Annotated in this window: 23 protein-coding genes; 7 read left to right on the top strand and 16 right to left on the bottom strand. The window is 44.9% G+C overall.

Annotation, left to right across the window (positions count from 1 at the left end; all coding sequences use genetic code 11):
• Positions 1–16 precede the first annotated feature (16 nt).
• Entirely contained in the window at positions 17–727 is a 711-nt protein-coding gene (locus LYZ37_RS16185; protein WP_272787923.1) for an NAD(P)H-binding protein, read from the bottom strand.
• A 112-nt stretch (positions 728–839) separates the two neighbouring features.
• Between LYZ37_RS16185 and LYZ37_RS16180 the strand changes: the two genes are divergently transcribed.
• Positions 840–1,727 (top strand): LysR family transcriptional regulator, encoded by an 888-nt coding sequence (locus tag LYZ37_RS16180; RefSeq protein ID WP_272787922.1) that lies wholly within the window; start codon positions 840–842, stop codon positions 1,725–1,727.
• Positions 1,728–1,809: 82 nt separating this feature from the next.
• Here LYZ37_RS16180 and LYZ37_RS16175 read toward each other — a convergent pair whose 3' ends face one another.
• The 3 genes from LYZ37_RS16175 to LYZ37_RS16165 form a co-directional block, all read right to left on the bottom strand.
• Positions 1,810–3,363, bottom strand: a complete 1,554-nt coding sequence (locus LYZ37_RS16175) for a methyl-accepting chemotaxis protein (protein ID WP_272787921.1) — start codon at positions 3,361–3,363, stop codon at positions 1,810–1,812.
• Positions 3,364–3,624: 261 nt separating this feature from the next.
• Positions 3,625–4,320 (bottom strand): VC0807 family protein, encoded by a 696-nt coding sequence (locus LYZ37_RS16170; RefSeq protein WP_171320511.1) that lies wholly within the window; start codon positions 4,318–4,320, stop codon positions 3,625–3,627.
• A 232-nt stretch (positions 4,321–4,552) separates the two neighbouring features.
• The gene (locus LYZ37_RS16165) at positions 4,553–5,827 is read right to left on the bottom strand and encodes a serine hydrolase domain-containing protein (RefSeq protein WP_272787920.1); all 1,275 of its coding nucleotides are present in this window, start codon (positions 5,825–5,827) and stop codon (positions 4,553–4,555) included.
• A gap of 157 nt (positions 5,828–5,984) precedes the next feature.
• Between LYZ37_RS16165 and LYZ37_RS16160 the strand changes: the two genes are divergently transcribed.
• A complete protein-coding gene (locus LYZ37_RS16160; RefSeq protein WP_272787919.1) occupies positions 5,985–6,860 on the top strand; it encodes a LysR family transcriptional regulator in 876 nt (291 codons plus the stop codon).
• An 85-nt stretch (positions 6,861–6,945) separates the two neighbouring features.
• Here LYZ37_RS16160 and LYZ37_RS16155 read toward each other — a convergent pair whose 3' ends face one another.
• From LYZ37_RS16155 to LYZ37_RS16145, 3 genes are all read right to left on the bottom strand, one after another.
• On the bottom strand, positions 6,946–8,634 hold the full coding sequence (locus LYZ37_RS16155) for an amidohydrolase (protein WP_272787918.1): 1,689 nt from the start codon (positions 8,632–8,634) through the stop codon (positions 6,946–6,948).
• 201 nt (positions 8,635–8,835) lie between these two features.
• Positions 8,836–9,438, bottom strand: coding sequence for a sugar O-acetyltransferase (locus LYZ37_RS16150; protein WP_420794650.1), 603 nt, complete (start codon positions 9,436–9,438; stop codon positions 8,836–8,838).
• Between the two features lie 197 nt (positions 9,439–9,635).
• Entirely contained in the window at positions 9,636–10,109 is a 474-nt protein-coding gene (locus LYZ37_RS16145; RefSeq protein ID WP_272787916.1) for a PaaI family thioesterase, read from the bottom strand.
• Positions 10,110–10,382: 273 nt separating this feature from the next.
• Here LYZ37_RS16145 and LYZ37_RS16140 point away from each other — a divergent pair, with 273 nt between their 5' ends.
• Positions 10,383–10,721 carry a thiamine-phosphate diphosphorylase gene (locus LYZ37_RS16140; protein WP_171320960.1) on the top strand — a complete coding sequence of 113 codons (339 nt, stop codon included), beginning with the start codon at positions 10,383–10,385 and terminating at the stop codon, positions 10,719–10,721.
• Positions 10,722–10,760: 39 nt separating this feature from the next.
• On the opposite strand, the gene LYZ37_RS16135 is transcribed toward LYZ37_RS16140, so the two are convergent.
• Complete coding sequence (locus LYZ37_RS16135; RefSeq protein WP_272787915.1) at positions 10,761–12,017, bottom strand: MFS transporter; 1,257 nt, start codon at positions 12,015–12,017, stop codon at positions 10,761–10,763.
• Positions 12,018–12,140: 123 nt separating this feature from the next.
• On the opposite strand from LYZ37_RS16135, the gene LYZ37_RS16130 reads away from it, so the two are divergent.
• The gene (locus LYZ37_RS16130; protein WP_272787914.1) at positions 12,141–12,911 is read left to right on the top strand and encodes a helix-turn-helix domain-containing protein; all 771 of its coding nucleotides are present in this window, start codon (positions 12,141–12,143) and stop codon (positions 12,909–12,911) included.
• 60 nt (positions 12,912–12,971) lie between these two features.
• Here the strand turns inward: LYZ37_RS16130 and LYZ37_RS16125 are convergent, their stop codons facing one another.
• The 3 genes from LYZ37_RS16125 to LYZ37_RS16115 are packed head-to-tail and all read right to left on the bottom strand — an operon-like array spanning position 12,972 to position 15,025.
• The gene (locus LYZ37_RS16125) at positions 12,972–14,228 is read right to left on the bottom strand and encodes a PTS ascorbate transporter subunit IIC (RefSeq protein ID WP_004744109.1); all 1,257 of its coding nucleotides are present in this window, start codon (positions 14,226–14,228) and stop codon (positions 12,972–12,974) included.
• A 9-nt stretch (positions 14,229–14,237) separates the two neighbouring features.
• Positions 14,238–14,525 carry a PTS sugar transporter subunit IIB gene (locus LYZ37_RS16120; protein WP_004744110.1) on the bottom strand — a complete coding sequence of 96 codons (288 nt, stop codon included), beginning with the start codon at positions 14,523–14,525 and terminating at the stop codon, positions 14,238–14,240.
• Between the two features lie 56 nt (positions 14,526–14,581).
• The gene (locus LYZ37_RS16115) at positions 14,582–15,025 is read right to left on the bottom strand and encodes a PTS sugar transporter subunit IIA (protein WP_004744111.1); all 444 of its coding nucleotides are present in this window, start codon (positions 15,023–15,025) and stop codon (positions 14,582–14,584) included.
• A gap of 250 nt (positions 15,026–15,275) precedes the next feature.
• Here LYZ37_RS16115 and LYZ37_RS16110 point away from each other — a divergent pair, with 250 nt between their 5' ends.
• Positions 15,276–16,304, top strand: coding sequence for a LacI family DNA-binding transcriptional regulator (locus tag LYZ37_RS16110; protein ID WP_272787913.1), 1,029 nt, complete (start codon positions 15,276–15,278; stop codon positions 16,302–16,304).
• 23 nt (positions 16,305–16,327) lie between these two features.
• Here the strand turns inward: LYZ37_RS16110 and LYZ37_RS16105 are convergent, their stop codons facing one another.
• The gene (locus tag LYZ37_RS16105; protein ID WP_272787912.1) at positions 16,328–17,215 is read right to left on the bottom strand and encodes a LysR family transcriptional regulator; all 888 of its coding nucleotides are present in this window, start codon (positions 17,213–17,215) and stop codon (positions 16,328–16,330) included.
• 101 nt (positions 17,216–17,316) lie between these two features.
• On the opposite strand from LYZ37_RS16105, the gene LYZ37_RS16100 reads away from it, so the two are divergent.
• Entirely contained in the window at positions 17,317–17,928 is a 612-nt protein-coding gene (locus LYZ37_RS16100; RefSeq protein WP_272787911.1) for a LysE family translocator, read from the top strand.
• A gap of 123 nt (positions 17,929–18,051) precedes the next feature.
• On the opposite strand, the gene LYZ37_RS16095 is transcribed toward LYZ37_RS16100, so the two are convergent.
• Both LYZ37_RS16095 and LYZ37_RS16090 read right to left on the bottom strand, forming a co-directional pair.
• Complete coding sequence (locus LYZ37_RS16095) at positions 18,052–19,440, bottom strand: MATE family efflux transporter (protein ID WP_272787910.1); 1,389 nt, start codon at positions 19,438–19,440, stop codon at positions 18,052–18,054.
• A gap of 21 nt (positions 19,441–19,461) precedes the next feature.
• On the bottom strand, positions 19,462–19,983 hold the full coding sequence (locus LYZ37_RS16090) for an NADPH-dependent FMN reductase (protein ID WP_272787909.1): 522 nt from the start codon (positions 19,981–19,983) through the stop codon (positions 19,462–19,464).
• A 114-nt stretch (positions 19,984–20,097) separates the two neighbouring features.
• On the opposite strand from LYZ37_RS16090, the gene LYZ37_RS16085 reads away from it, so the two are divergent.
• Positions 20,098–20,997 carry a LysR family transcriptional regulator gene (locus tag LYZ37_RS16085; protein WP_272787908.1) on the top strand — a complete coding sequence of 300 codons (900 nt, stop codon included), beginning with the start codon at positions 20,098–20,100 and terminating at the stop codon, positions 20,995–20,997.
• 100 nt (positions 20,998–21,097) lie between these two features.
• Here LYZ37_RS16085 and LYZ37_RS16080 read toward each other — a convergent pair whose 3' ends face one another.
• Entirely contained in the window at positions 21,098–22,105 is a 1,008-nt protein-coding gene (locus LYZ37_RS16080) for a LacI family DNA-binding transcriptional regulator (protein WP_272787907.1), read from the bottom strand.
• Positions 22,106–22,307: 202 nt separating this feature from the next.
• A complete protein-coding gene (locus LYZ37_RS16075; RefSeq protein ID WP_272787906.1) occupies positions 22,308–23,405 on the bottom strand; it encodes an ABC transporter ATP-binding protein in 1,098 nt (365 codons plus the stop codon).
• Positions 23,406–23,407 lie beyond the last annotated feature (2 nt).

The following is a 23,407-nucleotide window of genomic DNA, read 5'->3' as shown; positions in this document are numbered from 1 at the left end:
TTTGATTTTAGGCTTGCTAGTTTGCTTCTACGTTGTAGATGACGGGCATTTCCCCCCGCCAATCTAGCCAAAGCTGAGAATCAGTCACTAAGCGAGTTAGCGCATTGGCGACATTGATTCGGCTGGTTTCTCCAGCATTAAACAAAGCACTGCGAGTCGGGCTATTGTGCCATGAATATGGACTTACGTCGCAGCGGTCAATCAAGGTATCTGGTCGCAAGATAACCCACTCTAACAGAGTGCTCAGTTTACGGCTTCTGCTTAAGAGCTCAGCTGCTTTTTCATTGTCACGGTGCGGCGGTAACAATGCTCGTAGCAAAAGGCATAGCAATCTCTCCTGCCTAGAAACTTGTTCATTGATTGTATGGTTGCTCACCCCTGTTGAGCCCATTAAAGCTAACTTTAGCGGCTCGTTTCGTTGAGGTGATATCACTGAAGCAATACGCAATATGCTGTCTCGAACCAATAATCGCGGTGTTCCATAAACACCTTGCAACGTCAAGTTGTGGCCTAGGCAACAGACACACGCTTGGCACTCTGCCACGATCCCTTCTAGTTCCTGAATGGGCATCGCTAGTGCTGTTGTTTGGTACTGTGTCAAATTCGAGTGCTCTACTAATACGTTGATATCCCTAACTAAAGCAACCACATGATGATTAGCTTCAAGAAGTTGGCTAACAACTAGCTTCCCCGTCGCTCCAGTGGCTCCTAGTACCAGTATTTTCATTTAATATTCCTTTCGACTATCGCTTACCCATTAGCTTATCAATTCAAAATTGTTTGGAAATCCACTAGATATGTATAACAATCATTCATAATTGAATATGTAGGGCTTAACCATGGAATGGAAACATATTGGATTTGACTGGAATCGGGCGAGAGCGTTTTTGGTTGTTGCTGAAGAAGGCTCATTCTCCGCAGCAGGCCGAGCTTTAAATATGAGCCAACCTACTTTAGGTCGCCAAATTGCCGCATTTGAGGAAGAGCTCAAACTCACTCTATTTGAGCGAGTGGGCAAAAAACTGGTACTGACAGATAGTGGTCAAATACTCTATCAACACGTCAACCAAATGGCTCAGTCTGCAAATCAAATGCTACTCGCAGCACTAGGGCAAGATGAAAGTCTCTCTGGAAAAGTGAGCATTTCTCTTACGGAACTTGATGCATTTTTCCGTTTTCCTCCATTTGTTAGCAAACTAAAGGAATATGCACCACAGATAAATATCGAGCTTGTCGTATCCAATCAGGTCAGTGACTTAAAGCGCAGAGAGGCCGATATCGCATTGCGCTATAAAAGACCTACTGATCTAGATCTAATTGCAAAAAAAGTCGGTCACGAAACCGTTTATCTATACGGGCATAAAGATTTAGTTAAAAACTTTCAAGGCAAGTCGCCTAATGATGTCGCAAACGTATCCATTCTCGGATTTGATCAGGAAGAGTATCTACGCCAGCATCTAATAAGATCCGGTTGGGATCTCATACACAACCCTTTTACCCTGATCTGTAACAACCAGTTAGTGCAATGGCAGTTAGTACAGTTCACTCAATCACTAATCCTTTTACCAGAGCATATTGCTCGTAAAAATCCAGATTTACGAATTGCTTTCAAAGATCATTTTCAGCCCTTCGAACTAGATGCATGGCTTGTATGTCACCGAGAACTACACACGAGTAAAAGAGTACGCATAGTGTTTGATTTCTTGACTAAATATCTAAGCTTATGACAGGTACACTATTGAGAAATCAAGTTTAGTAAAGGGGCGCTCATCGCCCCTTTTGTTTTTGTTATTCGCTTAACCAAAGTCACTAAGCTTTGAAACGGTCGATTGCCAGCGTTAAGTCTGTCGCTTGACCCGCAACAACCGTTGCCGATTGCGCATTTTCAGACACTGCGCCCACATTGGCGTAGGTCAAATCGCGGATAGTATTGACGTTGCGCGCTATCTCTTCAGACACAGTACTTTGCTGCTCCACTGCGAGTGCAATCTGCGTACTGCTATCTAGGATGTGCTTCATCTCTTCCATAATAGCTTCGATGTGGCTTAACGCTTGCTCTGACATATGAACACTATCAGCCCCCTTAATACTACAAGATTGGATTGTAGACACCACAGTCTGGGTCTGTTGCTGAACCGCGCCAATAATATCTGAGATTTCTGCTGTTGAGCGCTGAGTTTTACCTGCTAGGGTTCTCACTTCATCAGCAACGACGGCAAAACCACGTCCTTGCTCACCCGCTCGTGCAGCCTCAATGGCGGCGTTCAACGCCAACAAATTGGTTTGCTCGGCAATTTCTCCAATGACATTCAGTACTGAACTAATCTGATCAGACAGAGCAAGAAGGTGATTTACTTCGCCGCTTGCGGTTGAAAGGTCGGTAGATAAAGAAGAAATGGTATCACGGGTTTCCACAATATCATCGAAGCCGAGTTGAGCATTTTCATAGCTTCTTTGTGTGTTGCCAGCTGCGCTTTCAGTGGTACTCGCCACATCTTTAATCGTCTCGCCCATTTCAGTTACCGCAGCAGCAACACTATCTGTTTCCAACTGTTGTTGGTTAAGTGCCGCTTCTGTATCAATGCTACTCTGCTGTAATTGAGTCGACGCTGCCCCAAGCTCACTCACACTCCCTTGCACCCGAGAGATGAGTCCCTGCATACTGGCCAGTAGAATATTCAGTTGCCCTGCCATTTCAGCAATTTCATCTTTTCGCTCCGTGTTTGCTTTCAAGGTTAAATCATGTGTATTGGCAATGGTAGACATCATATTGCTCAGCTGTTTGATATTGTCTTGAACACTTCTGATGAGGAAATATGAACCCAATAGCATCAGCCCGGCGACAACGACAACAGAACCGGAAATAAAACGTTCTATGGCAATTTGAGCATGTTCGATTTCAGCTTCGAGAGTGGCTTCTATTCCATGAAAAATGGTGAAGATATCTTTAAACAGACCTTTCATCTCCTGCTTTAACTGCTCAACTTGATTAGCATCCGACCCGTAGTGTTGGGCCATTTTTTCCAAGTCTTTTCTGTAAAGCGTGATGTTGCTGCGCAATGTCGGTAGCTGTTGAACAACGATCCCTAGTTCTTCCAAGTCCGTTGTTAGTAAACCTGATAACGATTGGAACCTCGCGTACTCCGCTTTGAAGGCTTCCAACTTAGCTGGCGAAGGTTTGTCGAGAAAGTCATATTCGATACGATTCATATCTAGCAACGAGACTTCCATATCCTTTACTTCTATCAGCGTTTTCTCAAGTTTGAGCAGCTTGAGGTTACTAATCTCCGTGATGGCAACAATGGCAATAAGCGCAATAATAGAGAGTCCGGTCAAGCCGAACAGTTTTCTTTTTATAGTCATGATCTTTCTCAATGAAGCAGGCTAGCAATAAGTACTTATTTTTATAATGGTTTTTGCGATTTGTAACATGTTGTTACAGCCTTGTCACCATTGCATTGACACAAATGTTATTTGCCTCAACCATCATGCACTGATTGAATCTTAAACAAAGAATAAAAAGAGATTAGAAGCAGGTTTTGGGGAAGTAAAAACTAGCTAAGTCACTGAATAAAGGAAACAAAAAAAGGGACGTTTCCGTCCCTTGATGTTCTTAAGTTGTTCTTATTTGGTATGGAAAATTTGCTCAGTTTCCAATGAGGTCATCGCGCGGATTTGACGCCATACGTAGTAGAAGATACCAAACATCATCAACATGCTAGGAATCGCGATAATTGGGTAGCTGTATAGAGTAAGCTTACCAAGCTCTTCATTAAACTCTGGCGTGCCTGCAGGACTAGTCACAATCCAAGTTGCGAGGAAATAGTTCATCGCAGAAGAGAATGCAAAAGTACTCGCGAATAGATAGTTTGACGACATTAAGCAACGCTCGAATGCATCCGTCTTGCCCCTTTCCTTTAAACGCTCAGTGATCAACGCTAGGTTCAGCACAGTGTCGTTAAGGATCATTTTCTGCATAAATGGGTAGCGGGTAAATGTCGACCCCAGAACAGCTAAGCCAATAAGACCAGGAATTAACGCCTCTTTTAGTGCTAACCAACGGGTATCAAGCTCTAATAGACCAATACCACCTGTCAATAAAACGCTAATAAAACCTAGTGCGGCGATAAAGTTGAACTTCTTATTGCGGATAAGATCCATGCCGCCATACACAATCGGAAAAGCCAGTGCGACAACTAATGCCATTACAGTACCTAGGTGCTCTTCGCCGCTGAACTTCATCAGAATGAATGAAGGAATAAATACGTTAAACAGGATTTCGAATAGGGGGTTCGACTTTTTCGTCGTGGTGTTACTCATAATTGTTACTGACTCTACTCTGTCGCTTCATTTTAGTTTCGGGGAGAAGTGTTCAACGCTTAGCTTGAGATGTAAAGCGTTAAAACGTCGAGTTGTGTAACGACTTATGAAATATGTGGGTAGGAAGAATAAAATAAGCCTTTGTCACTGCAGATTGAATCAGTAAGTAAAATCCGGCTTCGATTTCTCGAATCCGGATTTACCCGTTGGTTTTAGCTATTTGCCCCAACCATTATTTAACTTCGTCAGCCGCTGCAAAAATTGCAGGAAGTGCTTTGTAGAAAATAGCGATAGCCATGCGTGGTGTTTCCGTTTGAGGGTAGCCACCGTTCATTGCAACAACAGTACCTGTTTTGTGATCCATGGCTACAACCTGACCATGAATACCCACCATAGCAATAATCTGACGACCATTGATGTTTAAAGAACGGAACTGGTCTTTGTACCAACCTTCAGCCAGTGCAGACTCTTTACCTTTCAGCCATGCAGCACGCACTTCATCGTTACCTTCTAAGATGTTGTTGATGAAGTCAGCGGGAACCACTTGCTCGCCTTTGTAGTTCTTACCGCCGTTCATAAGCATGCGACCAACGCGAGCAAGATCTTTTGTCGCTGCATTTAAGCCACCCGACGCCACTGGATTGCCAGCAAAGTCCGCTTGATAATGAGCGTTTTCACCCATGCCAACTTTACCCCAGATTTGCTTCTCTAGAAGATCAGCCAGTTTCTCGCCCGTTGCCGCTTCAACGACTTTACCTAGCACTTCAGTATTGATGCACTGGTAAGAGTATTTAGACCCCATAGGCTCAGAGATCTCTTTCACCATTGGGAAGTAATCGTTAATGCCATTAGGATAAGTTGCTTCATGGTTACCGCTCCAGCCTTGAGAATCAGTCATACGATTATCCCAAGACTTGTGTTTTTGAATTTCTTGTACAACGTTGGTACGCATGTCAGCGGTTTCTTGAACGGTCGCTCCATCCCAAGCCGACCCTTTAAGCTGTGGTAGGTAATCAGTGACTTGCTTAGACATATCAAGCTTACCCTCACTCACTGCGATACCTGCAAGCATTGCTGTAAATGATTTAGTAACCGACATATCTAGGTGAGTTGAGTGCTCATTCATACCATTCCAGTAGTGCTCGTGCAGCATGTGGTCGCCTTTAAGAACAACCATTGAGTGATTCTTCACGCGATCACGCAGAAAGTCGTTGAGGGTCATTTCACCGTCGATTGCCGGAACCATGATTTTGTCAAAGTCTAGCGACTGGTTGGTCTTGAACTGCTCTGGAGCTATTCCTGATTTCTGAATCTCGTAAGATGGCGTGAACTTATACGCATTTGGGAAGGTAGATGCCGCATATTCCGCATTATCCCAAAGCGCAGCAGGTACCCCAGAGGCCGTTGCTGCTTCTACAAATGCGGTATCAGGTTTGCTGAACGTTGCGGCATTCACCATAAAAGTGCTACTTAGTAGAACGGCAAGAGAGAGTACTTTAAGTTTCATATTGAATCTCCAAGTCAGTGCGTTAAGAACCATCCTAAGGCACGTTGTTTGACATAAAATCTGTAAGGTCTGAGAAGGAATTTAATCCAATCTAGTTTCATGTCATAATTGCTAAGCATGCGTAATGCGCACGCTCAAATCGATTATGGGAGAAGATATGAACCTTAACCTTGAGTATTTAGCGGCATTCGTTGACGTATATGAACAGGGAAGTTTTGCTAAAGCCGCAAGTAAATCCTCCCAGCACGCCTCAACATTTAGCCGTAAAATCAGTGCATTAGAAGATTATTTAGGATTTGATCTGTTTGTGCGATATAGCCGATACCTTGAGCCTACCGAACAGGCTAAAGCACTCTACGACCATGCAAAAGCCTTTCTTACCGAAGCAAGTTTATTTGATACTAAAGTAAATAGTATTTTTCATGGTCACACTGGAAGCTCTGTTATTGTGATAGACACCTCAGTAATAGAGTTAGGTATGCTAGAGTCCATTAGCCAATTGATTCGTGCCATGCCCTCTGTGAAAGTCACGATCAAGACAGGTGATACCGAATCCGTGCGTACAGCCCTTGTGAACGGTGAGGCGGATATGGCTTTTGCTCTGGCAACGTTTTCTTTACCCGCAGAGATAAACGGCTTTCGCTATTTGGAGTTTCCGCTAACACGTGTCGCAACCCAAGCTTACTTAGAGCAATTCGGTTACCAAAAAGGTAAGCCACTCTCACCAAGTACGGTACGTAGTATGACTCAGGTGGTGATGACTCCTCTGCGTAAGTTAGGTGTAGAGAGCCAAGTGTATAGTCACAACGTGATTAACTCAGATAGCCTACTTATTGCTAGGGAGTTAGCTCGGCATGGCGCAGGTTGGAGTAATTTACCCATTTCAATGGTTGAGGCTGACATTAAATCTGGAAAAATCACCCCCTTCGATGCCGAAGATGACTTCCACCTAACTTGGTCTGTTGAACTTTTGTGGTCAACCGAAAAGGTTTACGATCCCATTCGTGAACAGCTGATTAAGATGCTTGAATAGCCATTGTTATTTGCTGCATTTATTTTGATCCTAAACCGATGAAAAAGGGAGCGAAAACTAGCTCCCGTTCCCCAGCGAGCTGAAGTTACATCTCATAAACCAACTTACCGTTGAAGTAAGTTTGTTTGACCTGCGTCTTATGAAGCTTGCGAATCTCGCCATCAAAAATATCGTTGTCTAGTACGATAAAATCAGCGAACTTGCCTTTCTCAATAGAGCCTAGCTTGTCACCCAATCCGATCGCTTTAGCACCGTTTAAGGTAACAATTTCCAGAGCTTCAGTCAGTGAAATTGAGCTAAAATCAAACGCGGTTTCAATCGAACCTCCCGGCACTTCACGCGTGACCAATGACTCGATAGCCAACCAAGGATTTGGCGAGAAAGCGACCGTCCAATCGGAACCATAAGAGATCAAGGTATCTTTTGCCAACAACTGACGAATCGGCCACATGTACTGAACGCGTTTTTTACCGATATCTTTTTCAATGATGCCGATCGCATCAGATGGGAACCACAGTGCAGGAGAAGCTTCATAAACGACATTCAACTTATGAAAACGCTTATAGTCTTGCGGGTTAACGAAAGTCCCATGGGCAATACTGTGGTACCGACCATCATTTCGCACAGGCAATTGCTCTAGATTGTCCAACATCATTCGAATAGAGCCATCGCCAATCGCGTGAACCTTAAACACAAAGCCTTGTTTTTCTAACCTTGCCATCTCCTCCATCACATCTTCTTGAGGAATACGTAGGGAACCTGAGTACTTAGTGCCAATAAACGGTTCTAGCATCACCGCAGTTCGCCCAGCTGCGGAACCATCGAGGATGTATTTGATTCCATATGGATAAACAAACTCACTAGCGAAAGACTCTTTGTTATCAATTAGGTACTGTTGGGCTGCCTTTGCTTCTGGTTCTGGTGTATTAAGTGGAGAGGAAATACTGACGTGCATACGTACCTCCATTTCTCCCTTGTCTTCTAGATACTTATAGGCATCAAAATTTCGCTTTACGCCATAAGCATCGTTCATTGCAGTCACACCATACGAGTGCATCTCATCAAAAAATGGTTTCATACCTTTATCCGCCCACTCTTCGACCGTCGGGTTGTCTAGTGCAGCAATCACCCACTCAGAAACCGTCTCTCGTACAACACCCGTTAGCTCTCCATTTTCATCTTTAACAAAAATACCACCAGCAGGAGGCTCACGATCTTTAGTAATACCCAGCTCTTTTAAAGCCAGTGAGTTGAGTAGCATGGCGTGAGCACCCTGATCCCACAGCGCTACAGGCCTATCATCAATCACCGCATCCAAAGCAGATTTATGAGACGGGGTCGTTGTCCCAGAAATAAACTCGCCATTGTCAGCAAGCCAGTTGAGATTCCCGCCATAGATCCACTTTTTATCAGGATACTTGTTACGGTATTCTTTTAATGTAGCGACGACTTTCTCCCACGGGTCTAAAGGCGAGACAAAAATATTCATATAGTTGTCAGCACCCATGTCAGGGTGAATGTGCTCATCAACCATACCAGGCATAACGACTTTACCGCTTAGATCAACCATCTTAGTCGCTGCATCACGGTGTTGTTCAACCTTAGCGAGATCACCAACTTCAACAATTACCCCATCTTTAACGGCAAACGCTTGTGCCCAAGGCATTGCATCATTCACCGTATAGACTTTTGCATTGTAAAAAATGGAGTCAGCATCAGCGAAGACGCCAAAACTGGTGCAACCGATAAGGGTAGATATTGCTAGCCTCTTCATAAAATCTCCTTGTGAAATACTCACTTGATAATTAGCAACTATAAGCTCAAACCAACATTTTCAGTCATTACATTTGCAGAATAAATGTAGCTTAACTCGTATAAATGGCATTCAACTCATCCGATAAAATCCGAGTAGCGCACGAAGGTAGTGGTTTGAAAACAAAGAAAAGTAAGGTCAACTCCACTTCGATAGAGATGATTATTCGATCATCGCACTCACTTCAGGGCTAAATTTACGCTGCTTGTAGTAATACTCTTTATCGTGCTCGCCAATTTCGCGCATCACTTTGCATGGATTGCCAACCGCAACGACATTGGCAGGAATATCTTTGGTCACAACACTTCCCGCGCCAATCACACTGTTCTCACCGATTGTGACACCCGGTAAGACGACAGAGTTTGCGCCAATCCAGACGTTGTTACCTATAGTGACTGGCATATTGAATTGGCCCACCTTTTTCCTTAAAGAAGGTTCAATAGGATGACCAGCGGTCGCAATCGTAACGTTTGGCGCTATCATCACGTAATCACCAATGCGGATAGTGGTGTCATCGACTAAGGTCAGATTGAAATTGGCATAAACCTGCTTACCCAAATGGGTATGCCTTCCCCAGTTTGCGCGAAGTGGCGGCTCGATATAGCAGTTCTCTCCCATCTCAGCGAAGAAGTCTTGTAGGATCTGTTTGCGTTTTTCGACTTCTGATGGGCGAGTTTGGTTGTAGTCATAAAGACGCTCCAAACATTGCGTTTGCTCATCCACCAGTACTTGTTCATGAGAAAAGTAAACTTCGCCGTTGTGCATCTGTTGTTGGATTTTTTCTAGTGACATGATGGTCTTCTCTAGGCTGAGGATTCAATGCTATCGCGTCAGGAACTAAGCAAAATTGCGTTTCGATGGGTCTCATCTTGCCACGAGAACTCTCTTTCACTCTCTCGGATTCGTCACATAAAACACTGCAGAATTTGAGATTTTCACCCGGAAGTCACTTAGCTTATTTCTCAGCCAGAAAACCACTCATTCGGCACCTTGACCGCAATCACCTCTGCTCGGCAACAAACGCTACCTTGCGAGATAAGTTCACATTCAAGCACTATCTTCTTTTCGAATGCTTCAACAATTTTCGCTTTCAAAGTCACCGTAGAATCCATTACAACAGGTTTAAGGAACGAGATGTTTAAGTTGCCCGTGGCAAACCAAACAGGCTCCCCTTGCCCGACTTCCTGCCCATTGAGTTGATACCCCTTGGCAATAGCCATACAGACACAATGACAATCAATGATGGTTGAAATAATGCCGCCATTGAGAAAATGAGTTGGTCCGGCGCAATGGTGTTTTTGAGGAACAAAGTCGCAACTTGCCTCATTTTCTGATTGCCAATAACTCTTGATCTGCAAACCCAGTGGGTTCTCTGACCCGCATCCATAACAGTGGTTATTTGGGATCTGATCTTGTATCGCAACGGTTTGTGGCATGTCTCGCTCCAATTCAGAGTTCACGTTCCGTGAATAAGTTAATAGTTATCTTATAGTTATAGTCGACTTTGCTCGCGAAATAATGGAAAGCAGAATTCTATATCTCAATCCTCAAAAATTTTTGTCGTCTAGATAAAATCACTCGTTTGATATCAATATCGCTCCTACCTACTATGCCCGCATCCGCAGATAACAGCTGCCCAACACAATTTACTGCATAACCTTTTTGGAGAAGTTATCGTGGAACGACTAAAAACTATAGACCCTGCGAAGATGGGGAAAGAGCGTCACAAACGTGAATATGACCTACGAGTTTTGAACTGCGTGGGTGAAGATGAATACCAGTCTCGTATGGCGATTTGGAATAACCTAATCACGCCTACGGCACCGATAGAAGAAGCAAAAAAGTTTGTCGATGCCGCTTTTAGCAAACTAGAGCAAGACCTCAAAGCATCAAGCAGTGAGTTAGTGATTAACTACAACGAGTTTGTCACTCTAGCGAACGAAGAGATTAACTACATCAGAGTTCATGTTGCCGACAATCGCTCACAATATTTTTGGTACGCGACAATCGCGTTAACTATCTGTTTAACGGCGTCGCTGTACTTCTAAACAATTCCGATGTTAAGCCTTCCCCATGAAGGCTTAACACTAAGTTAGTGAATGGCTCCGCTTTGCGCTCTCTGCAGGGATCAAAGCAAACAACATAGATGAAGCCATCAATAGTATCGCTGCGATACTCCAGCTGACCCCGATTCCAAAATGATCGGCTAAGTAACCGAAACCTAACGATGCCCCCATCCCACCGACCGTCACTATTAGCGAACTTATCGACAACATAGTCGAACGCATATGACTCGGCGTGTTGTCTTGCAGCAAAACGCTTTGCGAGTTCTCACCAAGGGTAAACAAAAAGAAAAACAGCAGATAGACGATGGCAAAGCTCTCTGGCTGAGTGGTCAACGCTAGACCAAACAGCGCGCCACCAGAAGCGACGCGACTAACCAAAAGCAACATTCGGTGTGACCCTGAAAACCAACTCAGCACTTTGACAGAAAGCCAAGAAGAGAGAGCAGCCATAAGAAAATAAAGTGCTGAGATAAGGCCAAATACCTGAGTTCCAGAGTCGCGCTCACTCAGCAGCTCTGAAAGGTAAGGCTGCCACAAATTCTCTACACAGCTTAATACCATGCCTAACACGAGTGTTGTTTGCATCACTGGTTTTAGAACACTGTGATGCCAAGATAATTTCAATGCTTGACGCCCTTTGGTTAACAAATTGGAAGGTCTAACTTCAGACTTGCCTTCTGTCTTAGACAGCTCGATTGGTACTAACCATTGAGTCACAATGAGTAAGGCGATACTTGCGGTGATGATCACCAGTAAGTTGATATCATAGATAGATTGCATCCAAGAAAAATGTACTAGGTCAGAGTCAGGTAACCAGCCTCCCATCAGAGAGCCAAGTGCTAAGCCAAAAGTCACCATAATGTTGATCTTAGCAAGTGCTGAGTGATAGCTAGACTCTCCTTTAGTAGACTGAAATTGATCATAAAACCAAGCGTCTAACGTCCCCGAATAGATGGCACGAGCCGCGCCAAGTAATACGGCACTGACCATGACTAAAATCAAACTCGACGCCTGCAACATTAGCGCTGCACCTAGTATGGTCATCAATAGGGACAACCGGTAAGTTCTCACTCGACCAAACTGATCAGCAAAGCTACCTAGTGGCACCTCAAGCAGGGCCGTTGTACCAATCCACAGTGCCATCACGATACCGATTTCGGTGAGATTTAAGCCGCGGGTTTGGAAAAGCAGAATCAGAACCGGAACGATCAATCCCGTAATCGACCAATGCAAAGCTTGCTGAGATGCGAATCGATATATGAGGGCTGATTGGGTCATTGTGTATCTCACTCACTAGTTAGAATGAGAGAAGAATCCCATAGCGATTCTAAAATACAAACATATCTATTTTAGGTCATTAATATGATACTCAATGTATCGTCACATGCGTTCGGAAATAGAATGGACCAAAATCTGGCAGTAGAAATCTGCCGACTAATTAAACGAGAATTAAAAAAGGTGGGAGTTTCTTATCAAGATCTTGCCGAGCAACTCGATCTCTCAATCGTGAGCGTTAAACGATTACTTAATAATGCTCAACCCATGTCGATGCAACGACTGATTCATATTAGTCAAATTATTGAGCTTCCATTGTCTCAGCTGCTCAAATTAGCCGAGCAAAACCTTGATACGCTTCCTCTATTCACCACAGAGCAAGACACGGCTTTTTACCAATGCCCTCCCCTGTTTACTTTTTGGAGTGAACTCGCTGAACACAAAACCGTAGACGACATCGCGCAGAGGTATCAATTGGATCAAGCATCCGTGCATTTGTATCTACGCATGCTCGAAAAGGCGGACTTAATCTCTCTGGGTATTAACAACCAATGTAAGCTCTTGGTTCCCGGTCATACTGCATTTGAGCAAGGTGCCAGATACCCTGAATTTTTTACCACCAGAGTTTTAAGTGGCTTGCAAAAACGCGTCATCAATATTCCCGTAGAAGATGATCAGGCTTTTCTGGTCAGCCTGAAAGCAGAGCTGACTCACCAAGAATTTTTAGAGATAAACCGTAAGCTCGAAGACTGGATGTTCACTCTACTCAGAGAAAGCCAAGATATCGCGGCGAGAGATGGACTCAAGGTTGCCCCCTATACTTTTGGTTTTATGGGAGCACAAGGCGCCTTTCATGACACATTGCCGACAATTGTGCGACTGACTGAGAAACAGTAATCCGTCACCAATAACAAAAAAGCCTCCAGTTGGAGGCTTTTACGTATCTAGTGATTGATATTAGCGAACAATCAAACCAAGTAGGATACCGACGGCACCGAAGTCTGCGTCGCTGAATGTTGTGTTAGCAAAACCTAGGTCGCCCAATACTGGCATTAGGAATACTGGTAGGAAGGTAATCAGTAGACCTTGAGCAAAAGCACCTAAGATTGCACCACGGCGACCACCTGTTGCGTTACCAAATACACCCGCTGCTGCACCGACGAAGAAGTGCGGTACCACACCTGGGATAATCACAGTTAAGCCCATCACGTAAAGTAAGAACATACCTAGCAAGCCGGCAGCAAAACTGGATAAGAAACCAACCAGTACAGCATTTGGCGCGTATGGGAATACCACAGGACAATCGAGCGCCGGTTTAGCATTTGGCACAAGCTTGTCTGAAATACCTTTAAATGCAGGAACGATTTCAGCGATAACCATACGAACACCTTGCAGGATAACGTAAACACCCCCAGCAAAGGTAATCGACTGCATCAGGGCAAACATAAACCAGTGCTTGCCACCACTTACTTCGCGAACAAAGTCTCCGCCAGCGAAGATACAGGTCACCATAAAGATAATGCCCATAGTGAAAGAGATTGCGACTGGCGTATCACGTAAGAACAACAAGCTCTTTGGTACGTTCATCTCTTCTGTCGAGTGCTCTTTATTACCAAACTTGCTGCCAATGAAGCCCGCTAGCACGTAGGAGAGCGTCGAGAAGTGACCAATAGCCACATCATCAGAACCTGTCACTTGCTTCATGTAACGGTGCGCGATAGCTGGGAAAAACACCATCACTGAGCCAACAACCAAAGAACCTAATGCAATAAGAGGTACACCACTCATTCCGCTTGAAGAGAGGATCGCCGCCACCATCATCGACATAAATAACGTGTGGTGACCTGTCAGGAAGATAAATTTCCATGGCGTTAAACGAGCAATCAGAATGTTCACCAGCATCGCAAAGAACATGATCATCGCCATTTCTTTACCAAATGCTTCTTGAGCAATTGACACAATCGCTTCGTTGTTTGGTACCACACCTGTAATGCCAAACGCTTGCTGGAAGATAGTCGCAAAGTCACCTAGAGAGGTAACAACTAAGCCAGCACCAGCGCCCAAGATGATAAAACCGAGAATGGTTTTTACTGTGCCTTTAATGCATTCAGTCACCGGCTTTTTCTGAGCAATTAGGCCGATAAGAGCGATAAGACCAACCAGAACAGCAGGTTCTGATAGGACATCGTTCATTAAGAAACTAAAGAATTCCATATTGGCCCCCTATAGTGCGCCAAGTTCTTGTAAAGCCGCAGATAAACGCTCTTTCATTGCTACTTTATCAACCATGTTATCTAAGCTGACGATCTTCGGTTCAACATCGAGTGCTTTCAGTTGGTCAGTAATATCGTTCGTACCAATAAAGATGTCACAATCTGTGCCTTTTGCACTGCCTAAATCAATGTGATCAACCGCTGCATTAATCTCAAGCTCTTTGACGATGCCCTTGATGCTCATTTCCATCATTAGGCTCGTGCCAAGACCGTGTCCACAAACAACCATAATTTTCATAATTCAGTACCTTTTTATTCTTGATATCTATAGGGGTGATAGTCAGGAGTTATGTTTTAGTAATTCTTGATGACGGCTAAAACGTCATCGACAGATTGAGCGTTGCAGATTTGCTCTACATGCTCTTCATTCATAAACAGCTCAGCCAGTTTTGAAATAGCACCGACATGGCTATCGCTATCCGTTGCCGCTAGCGTCACTAACATCTTCACAGGGTCATTACCTTCAGAGTCAAAGTTAACGCCGTTTTGAATCACAGTGATCGCAAGTGATAAACGATTAACGCCATCTTCTGGTCTTGCATGCGGCATCGCCATACCAGGGCCAACGACATAGTAAGGACCGAGCTCTTGATGCGAGCGAAAAATCGCCTCTACGTAGCTTGGCTCAACAGCGCCATTATCAAGCAATGCCTGACACGATTTTTGAACAGCGTCTTTCCAGTCGCTGGCTTCAGCATGGACTCGAATCACATCAGAGGTAATCAGTTCACTTAGCATTGGATCTTTCCGATTTGTTGTTTTGATGGCGCTACTCTAGCGATGATCCTTGTGGAAAAACCGGACAATGATCACAAATGATATCGCTATCTGGTAGCGCTATCATAAACTGTGATAGCGCTACCATTTATTGTTCTTAATGCGGTTTCATATGCTTGTGATCACCATCTAATGCGCTAATATCATTTCAACCCAAGGGCTGTGATAAGATGTCGCGGCGAATTAATAAATTAAAAAACGAAAATAAAAAATGAGCGAACCGCGAAAACGCAGAAGCACTGGAAAAGTCACGCTTGCCGATGTAGCCAAAAAGGCCGGTGTGGGTTCGATGACCGTTTCGCGAGCATTAAGAACACCAAACTTGGTGTCTGATAAATTGCGAGAAAAGATTCAACAAGTCGTTGATGAGCTAGGTTATATTCCCAATAAAGCGGCGGGCGCATTAGCCTCAGCTGAAAGCTATTCGATTGCTTTGATCCTGCCTTCATTGATCGAAAAATCTTGTGCCTTGTTTCTACCTAGCTTCCAGCAAACCCTAAACAAAGCGGGCTACCAACTGATTCTCGGCTACAGCGACTACTCGGTAGATCAAGAAGAAAAACTGCTTTCAACTTTTCTCGAAAGTCGCCCTGCGGGGGTGGTACTTTTTGGTGGAGAACACAGCAAACGCACCCACCAGTTGTTAGAAGCAGCAAATACGCCAGTACTTGAGATAGCCGAGCTAACCTCTACCGCCCAATACTTGAATATTGGTGTCGATCATTTCGACATCGGGAAATCCTGTACCAAACATATTATCGAGCAAGGCTTTAATAATGTTGGCTTTATTGGTGCACGTGGTGAGCATTCAACCCTCCAGCGCAAACTCCATGGCTGGCAAAGCGCGATGATAGAAAACTATCTAACACCGGATCACTTTCTAACCACGCACGAGGCCCCTTCTTCACAACTCGGAGCTGAAGGTTTGGCTAAGCTATTGCTGCGCGACTCCACTCTCAATGCGTTGGTATGTAGCCATGAAGAGATTGCCATCGGCGCTTTATTTGAATGTCACCGCAGAGTGCTCAAGGTTCCAACCGACATTGCGATCATCTGTTTAGAGGGTTCTTCAATGGCAGAGCATGCCTACCCGAGCCTAACTTGTGCAGAAGTCGATTACGAGCGAATGGGAACCAAAGCGGCGGAAAAACTGCTCCACCAGATCAAAGGCGACCGAGTTGAAGCCGTAACAGATATCGGCTTTAAGCTAACGCGCAGGGCTAGCACTGCGATCAATTAAGTAGTTAGTTTGTTCAGTCAACGTCAGATATTTATAAGCTGTTGAGCGATCTCGGGTTCACAATCTTTAAAGGATTCCAGTAGCCACAAACGAAACTGATCTTCTAGTTTTGTGGCTGGCTGATTTTTGCTGAGTAAGGTGTAGCTATGCCCCGATGGTACAAAACCAAAAGGTGCGATGAGGTTACCACGTTGCAAATCATCAGCAACCAAGGGGTAAGAGCCTATCGTTGCCCCTAACCCATCAACACTGGCTTGAAGTGAGAAATAAAAATGAGCAAAAGTCTGTTGCTCATTGGCTAGCAGCTCCGGTTTGTTTAGCTCATTACACCAATTTTCCCAAGCCAATGGACGTGTATGGCTATGAAGCAGTTTCATGGTAGTTAAATCCTGCTCTACTTGTTGCCAGTACTCTGGTGACATCACAGGTCCAACCCACTCTTCAATTAAAGGAGTTTGCTGATAGTCATGGGGAATAGCAAAGTCATCTCGTCGTATCGCCATGGATAATCCAGATCGCTCCAGATTGATTGCTCCGCCTGCGGTTGATAAGCGCACATCCGTAGCGAAGTCATCGTTAAACGTAGATAACCTAGGCATTAACCAACGCATGGTTAGTGTCGGCTCACAAGAGACTTCTAGTACGTTTTGATTGTGTGTTTCTAACTTAGCTACCCCCGTCTCAAGCGCTTGAAAAGCCTGCTCTGTATAGGTTTTCAGCAACTCACCTTGCTGACTCAAGCGGACATTTCTTCCTTGCTTCACAAACAAGGTCTGGTCGAGATAGTTTTCCAGCACTTTGATCTGCTTGCTTACTGCACCGTGCGTGATGTTCAGTTGCTCTGCAGCCTCACTGTAATTTGAGCACTGCGCTGCAACATGAAAAACATGAAAAGATTTAAGATGCCTCATTAGTGAACTTTTCTCACATAAAAATAGAATTCATTTCGATTATAGGCACAACCAGATTTACCTACAATGCCAGCCGTAATCCAATCAAACTGGGAATAAATATGGAGTTAGTAAGTTTAGCGCTATTGGGCATTTTAATCGTGATTAGTCCAGGAGCTGATTTTGTTCTGGTACTTAGAAACAGTCTTAATCATGGCCGTAGAGCGGGAGTCATGAGTGCACTGGGGATCAGTTTTGCCATCGGTGTTCATATTGCTTACTCGATGCTCGGCATTAGTTACCTAATCTCACAAAATGAATGGTTGTTTAATCTGGTTCGATACCTAGGTGCAGGATACTTAATTTACTTAGGATTAAGGGGGCTTTTCGCGCGCTCCTCAGCGCCAGCTAATGCAATCGAGCCGAGTGCGACCAAGTCTGCTTGGCGCTATCTAGGTGAAGGCTTTCTTTGTAATGTGCTTAATCCTAAAACCATGCTGTTTTTCTTAAGTATTTTCAGTCAGGTAATGACCAATGACGCATCAAGTAACAACAATGCCCTTATTTATGGTGGCTATATGATGCTTCTACACGGCCTGTGGTTTGTACTAGTCGCACTACTCTTCTCCTCTAACAAGCTGCAAACCATACTGAGTAAAGCCAAGCATCGACTTAATCAACTGTGTGGAGCGGGGCTTTTGTTATTCGGTTTGGCACTGGGGCTTAAGGGGTAATGAGCTAAAAGTTTTGCGTTGTCTACATGCCCCAAGTAGGTTGTCTGGGGCACCTTAATGATAGGCGAGCTAGAGCCAAGATGATGGTGCTCCACGCCCCAAAATCCAACGCGTGTCAGTAGGTTACGTCAGACGAAACAAGCTTTTCACATCGTGCCAATAGTCGAGCATTGGCGTGTGACTACTCAAAGTCGATTGATGGTGTTCAAGCCATTGGTAGAGTAGACGTCTCGCGTACAGCGCTCCGAGAATATTCGCCAAGCTAATTGCCAGCCAGATGTACTCACTACCAAACTGGGCACCGAGAAAAGCGAGAGGAATCGTCAACCCAAGTGATTTCACCAAAGTCAGTTTGAGCGATACCTTAGCTTGCTGAACACCATTAAGGAATGCACTGGTGATGAGCACCAAACCGTAAGCCGGAAAAGAGATACCAACCCAAATTAAGTACCAACGGCCATGGGCAATGGTGTCATTGTCGGTAGTAAACAAAGCCATTATCGAATCGATGGATAAAACCAGTATCGCGAACACTAAAATCGCCCAGTAGACGGTCATTCTGCCGGAGTAAGCGATCACTTGAGCCAACCTTTGCTTTTCTTGAGCGCCATAATTTTGTGCAACAAATGGCGTCAGAATCACGCTAAGGGCAAGTATTCCGGTCAACAATAAAGATTCGATTCGAGTCGCAATGCCGTAAGCGGCGATCGCGCTGTCACCATATTGTGCTACCAAACTGGTTATCACCGCGATAGCAACAGGATTTAAGATCTGAGCCGCAATTGCAGGCGTTGATATGGTCAGGATCTCTTTTGCTTGGGCACTGATATTGAACATGGAACGCAGTGAGAGCAAAGCGTGCTTGTGTAATAACGCGAGCATCAGCACTAAGATCACCAGCCATGAGATCAAGGTTGCCAGCGCCGCCCCCATCAAACCAAGTTCAGGGAAAGGCCCTTTACCAAAAATAAGCAAATAGTCGAACAACACATTGGTGATGCCACCTAATGCCATCACCAATGTAGTCTGAATCATAATGCCTTTTGCCATCAAGGCTGAATTAGCGATAAGCCCACCGACTAGCAAAAACATGCCTAGATAAAGCGGCCCCATATATTGGCCAATCAGTTCAATGGTGGTTGCATTCGCCCCCAACAAAGCAAACGTACTAGGCATTAGCGCATAACCCGCAAGACCAAGTAGACATGTTACGCCACTAAACAAGAGGACGGAGAAAGTCGTCAGCGACTGAGCTTTACGCTGATTATCTTCACCGAGCGCTTTCCCCACAGTTGCAGAGACGCCTGAAGCAATGCCCATAAACAGGCTGACAACAAGAATATAAACCGGATAGGCAAAACTCATAGCCGCCAGAGGTTGGGTTCCTAACTGGCCGACAAAGTAACTGTCGACCAGTTGGAAAAGAAACGTCATTAACATGCCAAAGGCTGCAGGCGCAGCCATTGAAAGTAATGCCGACTTGACGGGTTTGGTGAGCAGAGGTTGAGACATGACCAGTTCCAAGCAGATTAACTATAGGGTTTCAACGATGTCGAGTAACTGCTGGTTAAACATTTCATCCGTCACGACCCCTTTTTCTAAGTCAAAGTTGTCGTAGAAGCTAGCTAGCGACAAAGCGCCTTTCACGTCAGCGGCAAAGTAGGGTGCAGAACCTTGAGCCGCGCCTAGTACACTGCTCGCTCCACCAGGACCCGGAGACGTCGCCAGCATAATGACCGATTTATTCTGGAACACTTTCATATCAATACGCGAAGTCCAGTCGAATAGGTTTTTGTATGCTGCCGTGTAAGAGCCGTTATGTTCAGCAAAAGAAATAACCACCACATCTGCTTCACCAATCGCTTTAAAGAACTGCTGCGCTTGTTGCGGTGAGCCGAGCTCTTTTTCTCTGTCCTCACTAAAGATAGGCATTTCAAAGTCATTGATATCAATCAGTGACACCTCTCCACCTTTGATCTGTTTTGCTGCGTATAATGCCAACTGTTGATTGATTGAGTTCTTGCTGTTGCTTGCGCCAAATGCCAGTACTTTCATGTTCAAATCCTCGTTTATCTTTGCGTTAAGTTCACTATAGTTTGATTCCTCTAGTTGATTAATAGGGTAAATGTGTAATGATTATTTCCATATGACTCTTAATAGACACAGCAGATGAAGACAAAGCTATTAGATGGCATGGTAACTTTTGTCCATGTGGTGGACAGCGGAAGCTTTACCCATGCCGCTCAAATCACGGGTCATTCGACCTCCTATATCAGTAAAGAGATGTCTAAGTTAGAAGAACGCCTCGGTGTTCGACTAATGCACCGCACAACGCGAACTCTGAGCCTGACTCCCGAAGGTGAGCTGTATTACGAAAGCTGCAAACAGCTGGTGGAAAGCGCTCAAGAAATTGAAAATGCACTGGGTGGCAAACAGAGTGAACCTCAAGGCCACCTACGAATCAGTTGTCCGGTCAGCTTTGGTGTGGTGGAACTCAGCCCAATGCTGGCTAAGTTTATGAGCCAATACCCCAAAGTGACCTTTGAAGTAGATTTAAGTGATCGCAGAGTAGATCTCGTAGCTGAAGGTATCGACATCGCCGTTCGCGCTGTGCATAAAGCGGCCGATTCCAGTTTGATCAGCCGAAGGATTAAAACCGCCCAAGCCGTGACGGTTGCTGCGCCAAGCTATCTACGCAAATACGGCACACCAAAGCACCCTTCCGAGCTAAACCAACATAAAGCCATTACCTATAGCTACCAAAAGAACCCCAATTTATGGGAATACAACAACAATGATGGCGAAATGATCAAAGTTGAGGTGGACAGTGTCTTTGCCGCCAATAGCCCGGAAATGGAAATGAGCATGTGTTTAGAAGGGATTGGTATTACTCGCTTACCAGAAGAGCACACCAGAGAGGCGATTGCGACAGGCAGGTTAGTTGAATTATTTAGCGACTTACCTAAGCACAAAATCGATCTGTGCCTTGTTTATCCCAGCCGCAAACATATGTCAGCCAAAGTCAGAGCCTTTATCGACTTTATGGCGGAAAACTTAGCAGCTAACTAGTACTAGTCGGGGTTAGAGGACGAAAACTTATCTTAATTGCCCAAAATGAACAAAGCCCACCATTAGGTGGGCTTTGTATTTCGTTTAGAATCTTGCTTAATCAATCAACTAACTGATCTGACTGGCGCGGCACGATTTCCGCTTGATACCAGTTACAGGTGGGGAAGTTTTTATTCTCCAGTTTATTGAGCATCAATTTCGCCATCTCTTCTCCCACTCCGTGTGTGTCGTAGCGCAGAGTGGTGATGGACGGCTTACTGTAGCGACTGTGCTCATAATCACCGTAGCCGGCAATCGCAATGTCTTTACCCGGTTGATAACCGAGCTCTTCACATCCGGCAATAGTACCCAGAGCCATGGTGTCATCGGCGCATAAAATTGCCGTTGGTCTATCCGCTAAAGAGAGCACCTCTTTCGCCATGCGAATCGCCGCTTCTTCGTTTAACTCACCGTTGAGCAACAAACGCGGGTCGATCTTTAATCCCGCCTCTTCTATTGCTTTTTGATAGCCGCGCTTGCGAGATTTCGACAAGGTCAATTCAATCGGAGCGTCAAGGAAAGCGATACGTTGATGCCCTTGTTCAATCTGACGCTTGGTCATCTGATAAAAGGCTTGTTCGTTGTCAACGTCAACAAAACAGTTCGGCTCAAACCCATCATCAAAGCCGTGACAAATGTAAGGAAAGCCACGCTCTTTGAGCATAGCAATACGCTCATCATCACTGCGAGTTCGGACAATAAACAGACCATCGATCAAGCCACTCTCAATAAAATCCGCATAGACTTTCGCTTCGTCTTGCCACTCAGAGATAGTAGTTACAATCAGTTGGTAGTCATGTTTGGCCAATAGTGCCGATGCCCCCGCCAACACTTTCGAGAAGGCAGGCGAAACAAACATTCTGGAATTAGAAGGAAGGATAATACCGACGTTACGTGATTTACCTGAAGCCAAACGCTTAGCGGTAGGATTGGGGCGATAACCTATTTCTTGTGCTGCCGCTAACACCTTCTGCCGCGTTTCAGGATTGACATCTGTGTAGCCATTCAGAGCGCGTGAGACCGTCGATTTGGATAGCCCTAAGTGCTCTGCTAATTTTTTTATCGACATAATCGCTTTTAACTCTTGGTTGTTTGACTTTCTCAGTCACTTACAAGGCAACTGCCTGATTTTGTTGCTGAGGAAGCCATTATTTTACTCGCAAAGATCGGATATAACGATTGAAAGTGCAAATGCTTGACGCAATTTCGAGATAACCGTTGCAATAAGGAAAACAAAAAAGTCCCCCAGACTGGCTGGAGGACTTCACCGCTTAGAGACGCTCTTGAGTTTGCGCATCAAAGAGCAACACTCTGGAGAGATCAACCAGCAAGTCCATCTTCTCACCTCGCTCAACTTCAGAACGTAAATCGAGCCGCGCTTTCACGTCCTCATCGCCAAACTTAAACAGTACTTCTTTATCGAAACCCATCGGCTCAACGAGCTCGATACCGATTTGAGCAAAGTTGAAGGTGGTATCACTCTCGGCAAAGAAGTCTTTATCGTTAAAGAAATCTGGACGAATACCGACTTTCACTTCTACCCCCTCTTCCGGTACAGGATCAGAATAATGAACACTAGAAAGCAGCGCTCTTGGCAATTTGAATTCACCAAGCTCTAGATAGTCAGCAAACAACCTGCCTTTCAGGATGTTCATTGATGGAGAACCAATAAAGGTCGCCACAAAAACATTCACCGGGTTAAGGAAGATTTCCATCGGAGAGCCCACTTGCTCGATGATTCCATCACGCAGCACCACAACTTTATCGGCTAACGTCATTGCTTCAACTTGGTCGTGGGTTACATAGACACTGGTGCGGCCAAACTGATTATGGATCTGAGCGATCTCCGTACGCATGTGGTTACGCAGCTTAGCATCGAGGTTTGATAAAGGCTCATCAAACAAGAAACAATCCGCATCGCGCACAATAGCACGCCCCATTGCCACACGTTGACGCTGACCTCCAGAAAGGTCAGCTGGTTTTCGCTTGAGGTACTCTTCTAGCTTAAGCATCTTCGCCACTTCAGAAAGGCGACGCTGGATTTCCGCTTCATCCATTTTCAATCGGCGCAAGGCAAACACAATGTTTTCCTCTACCGTTTTATGAGGGTAAAGCGCGTAGTTCTGGAACACCATGGCAATGTTTCGGTGTTGAGGTTCAACATCGTTTACCACTCGGTCACCAATAGTGATTTCACCCGATGTAGCTTGCTCAAGACCGGCAATCATACGCAGAGTGGTCGATTTACCACAGCCAGATGGACCGACTAAAACAACAAATTCACCATCTTCGATATCTAGGCTGATGTTCTTAACAACCTTAGTATCACCATAATTCTTAACGATATTTTTTAAAGAAATAGCAGCCATAA

This window comes from Vibrio tubiashii (assembly GCF_028551255.1).
Classification (GTDB): domain Bacteria; phylum Pseudomonadota; class Gammaproteobacteria; order Enterobacterales; family Vibrionaceae; genus Vibrio; species Vibrio tubiashii_B.
This window is presented reverse-complemented; position numbering and strand designations above follow the sequence as displayed.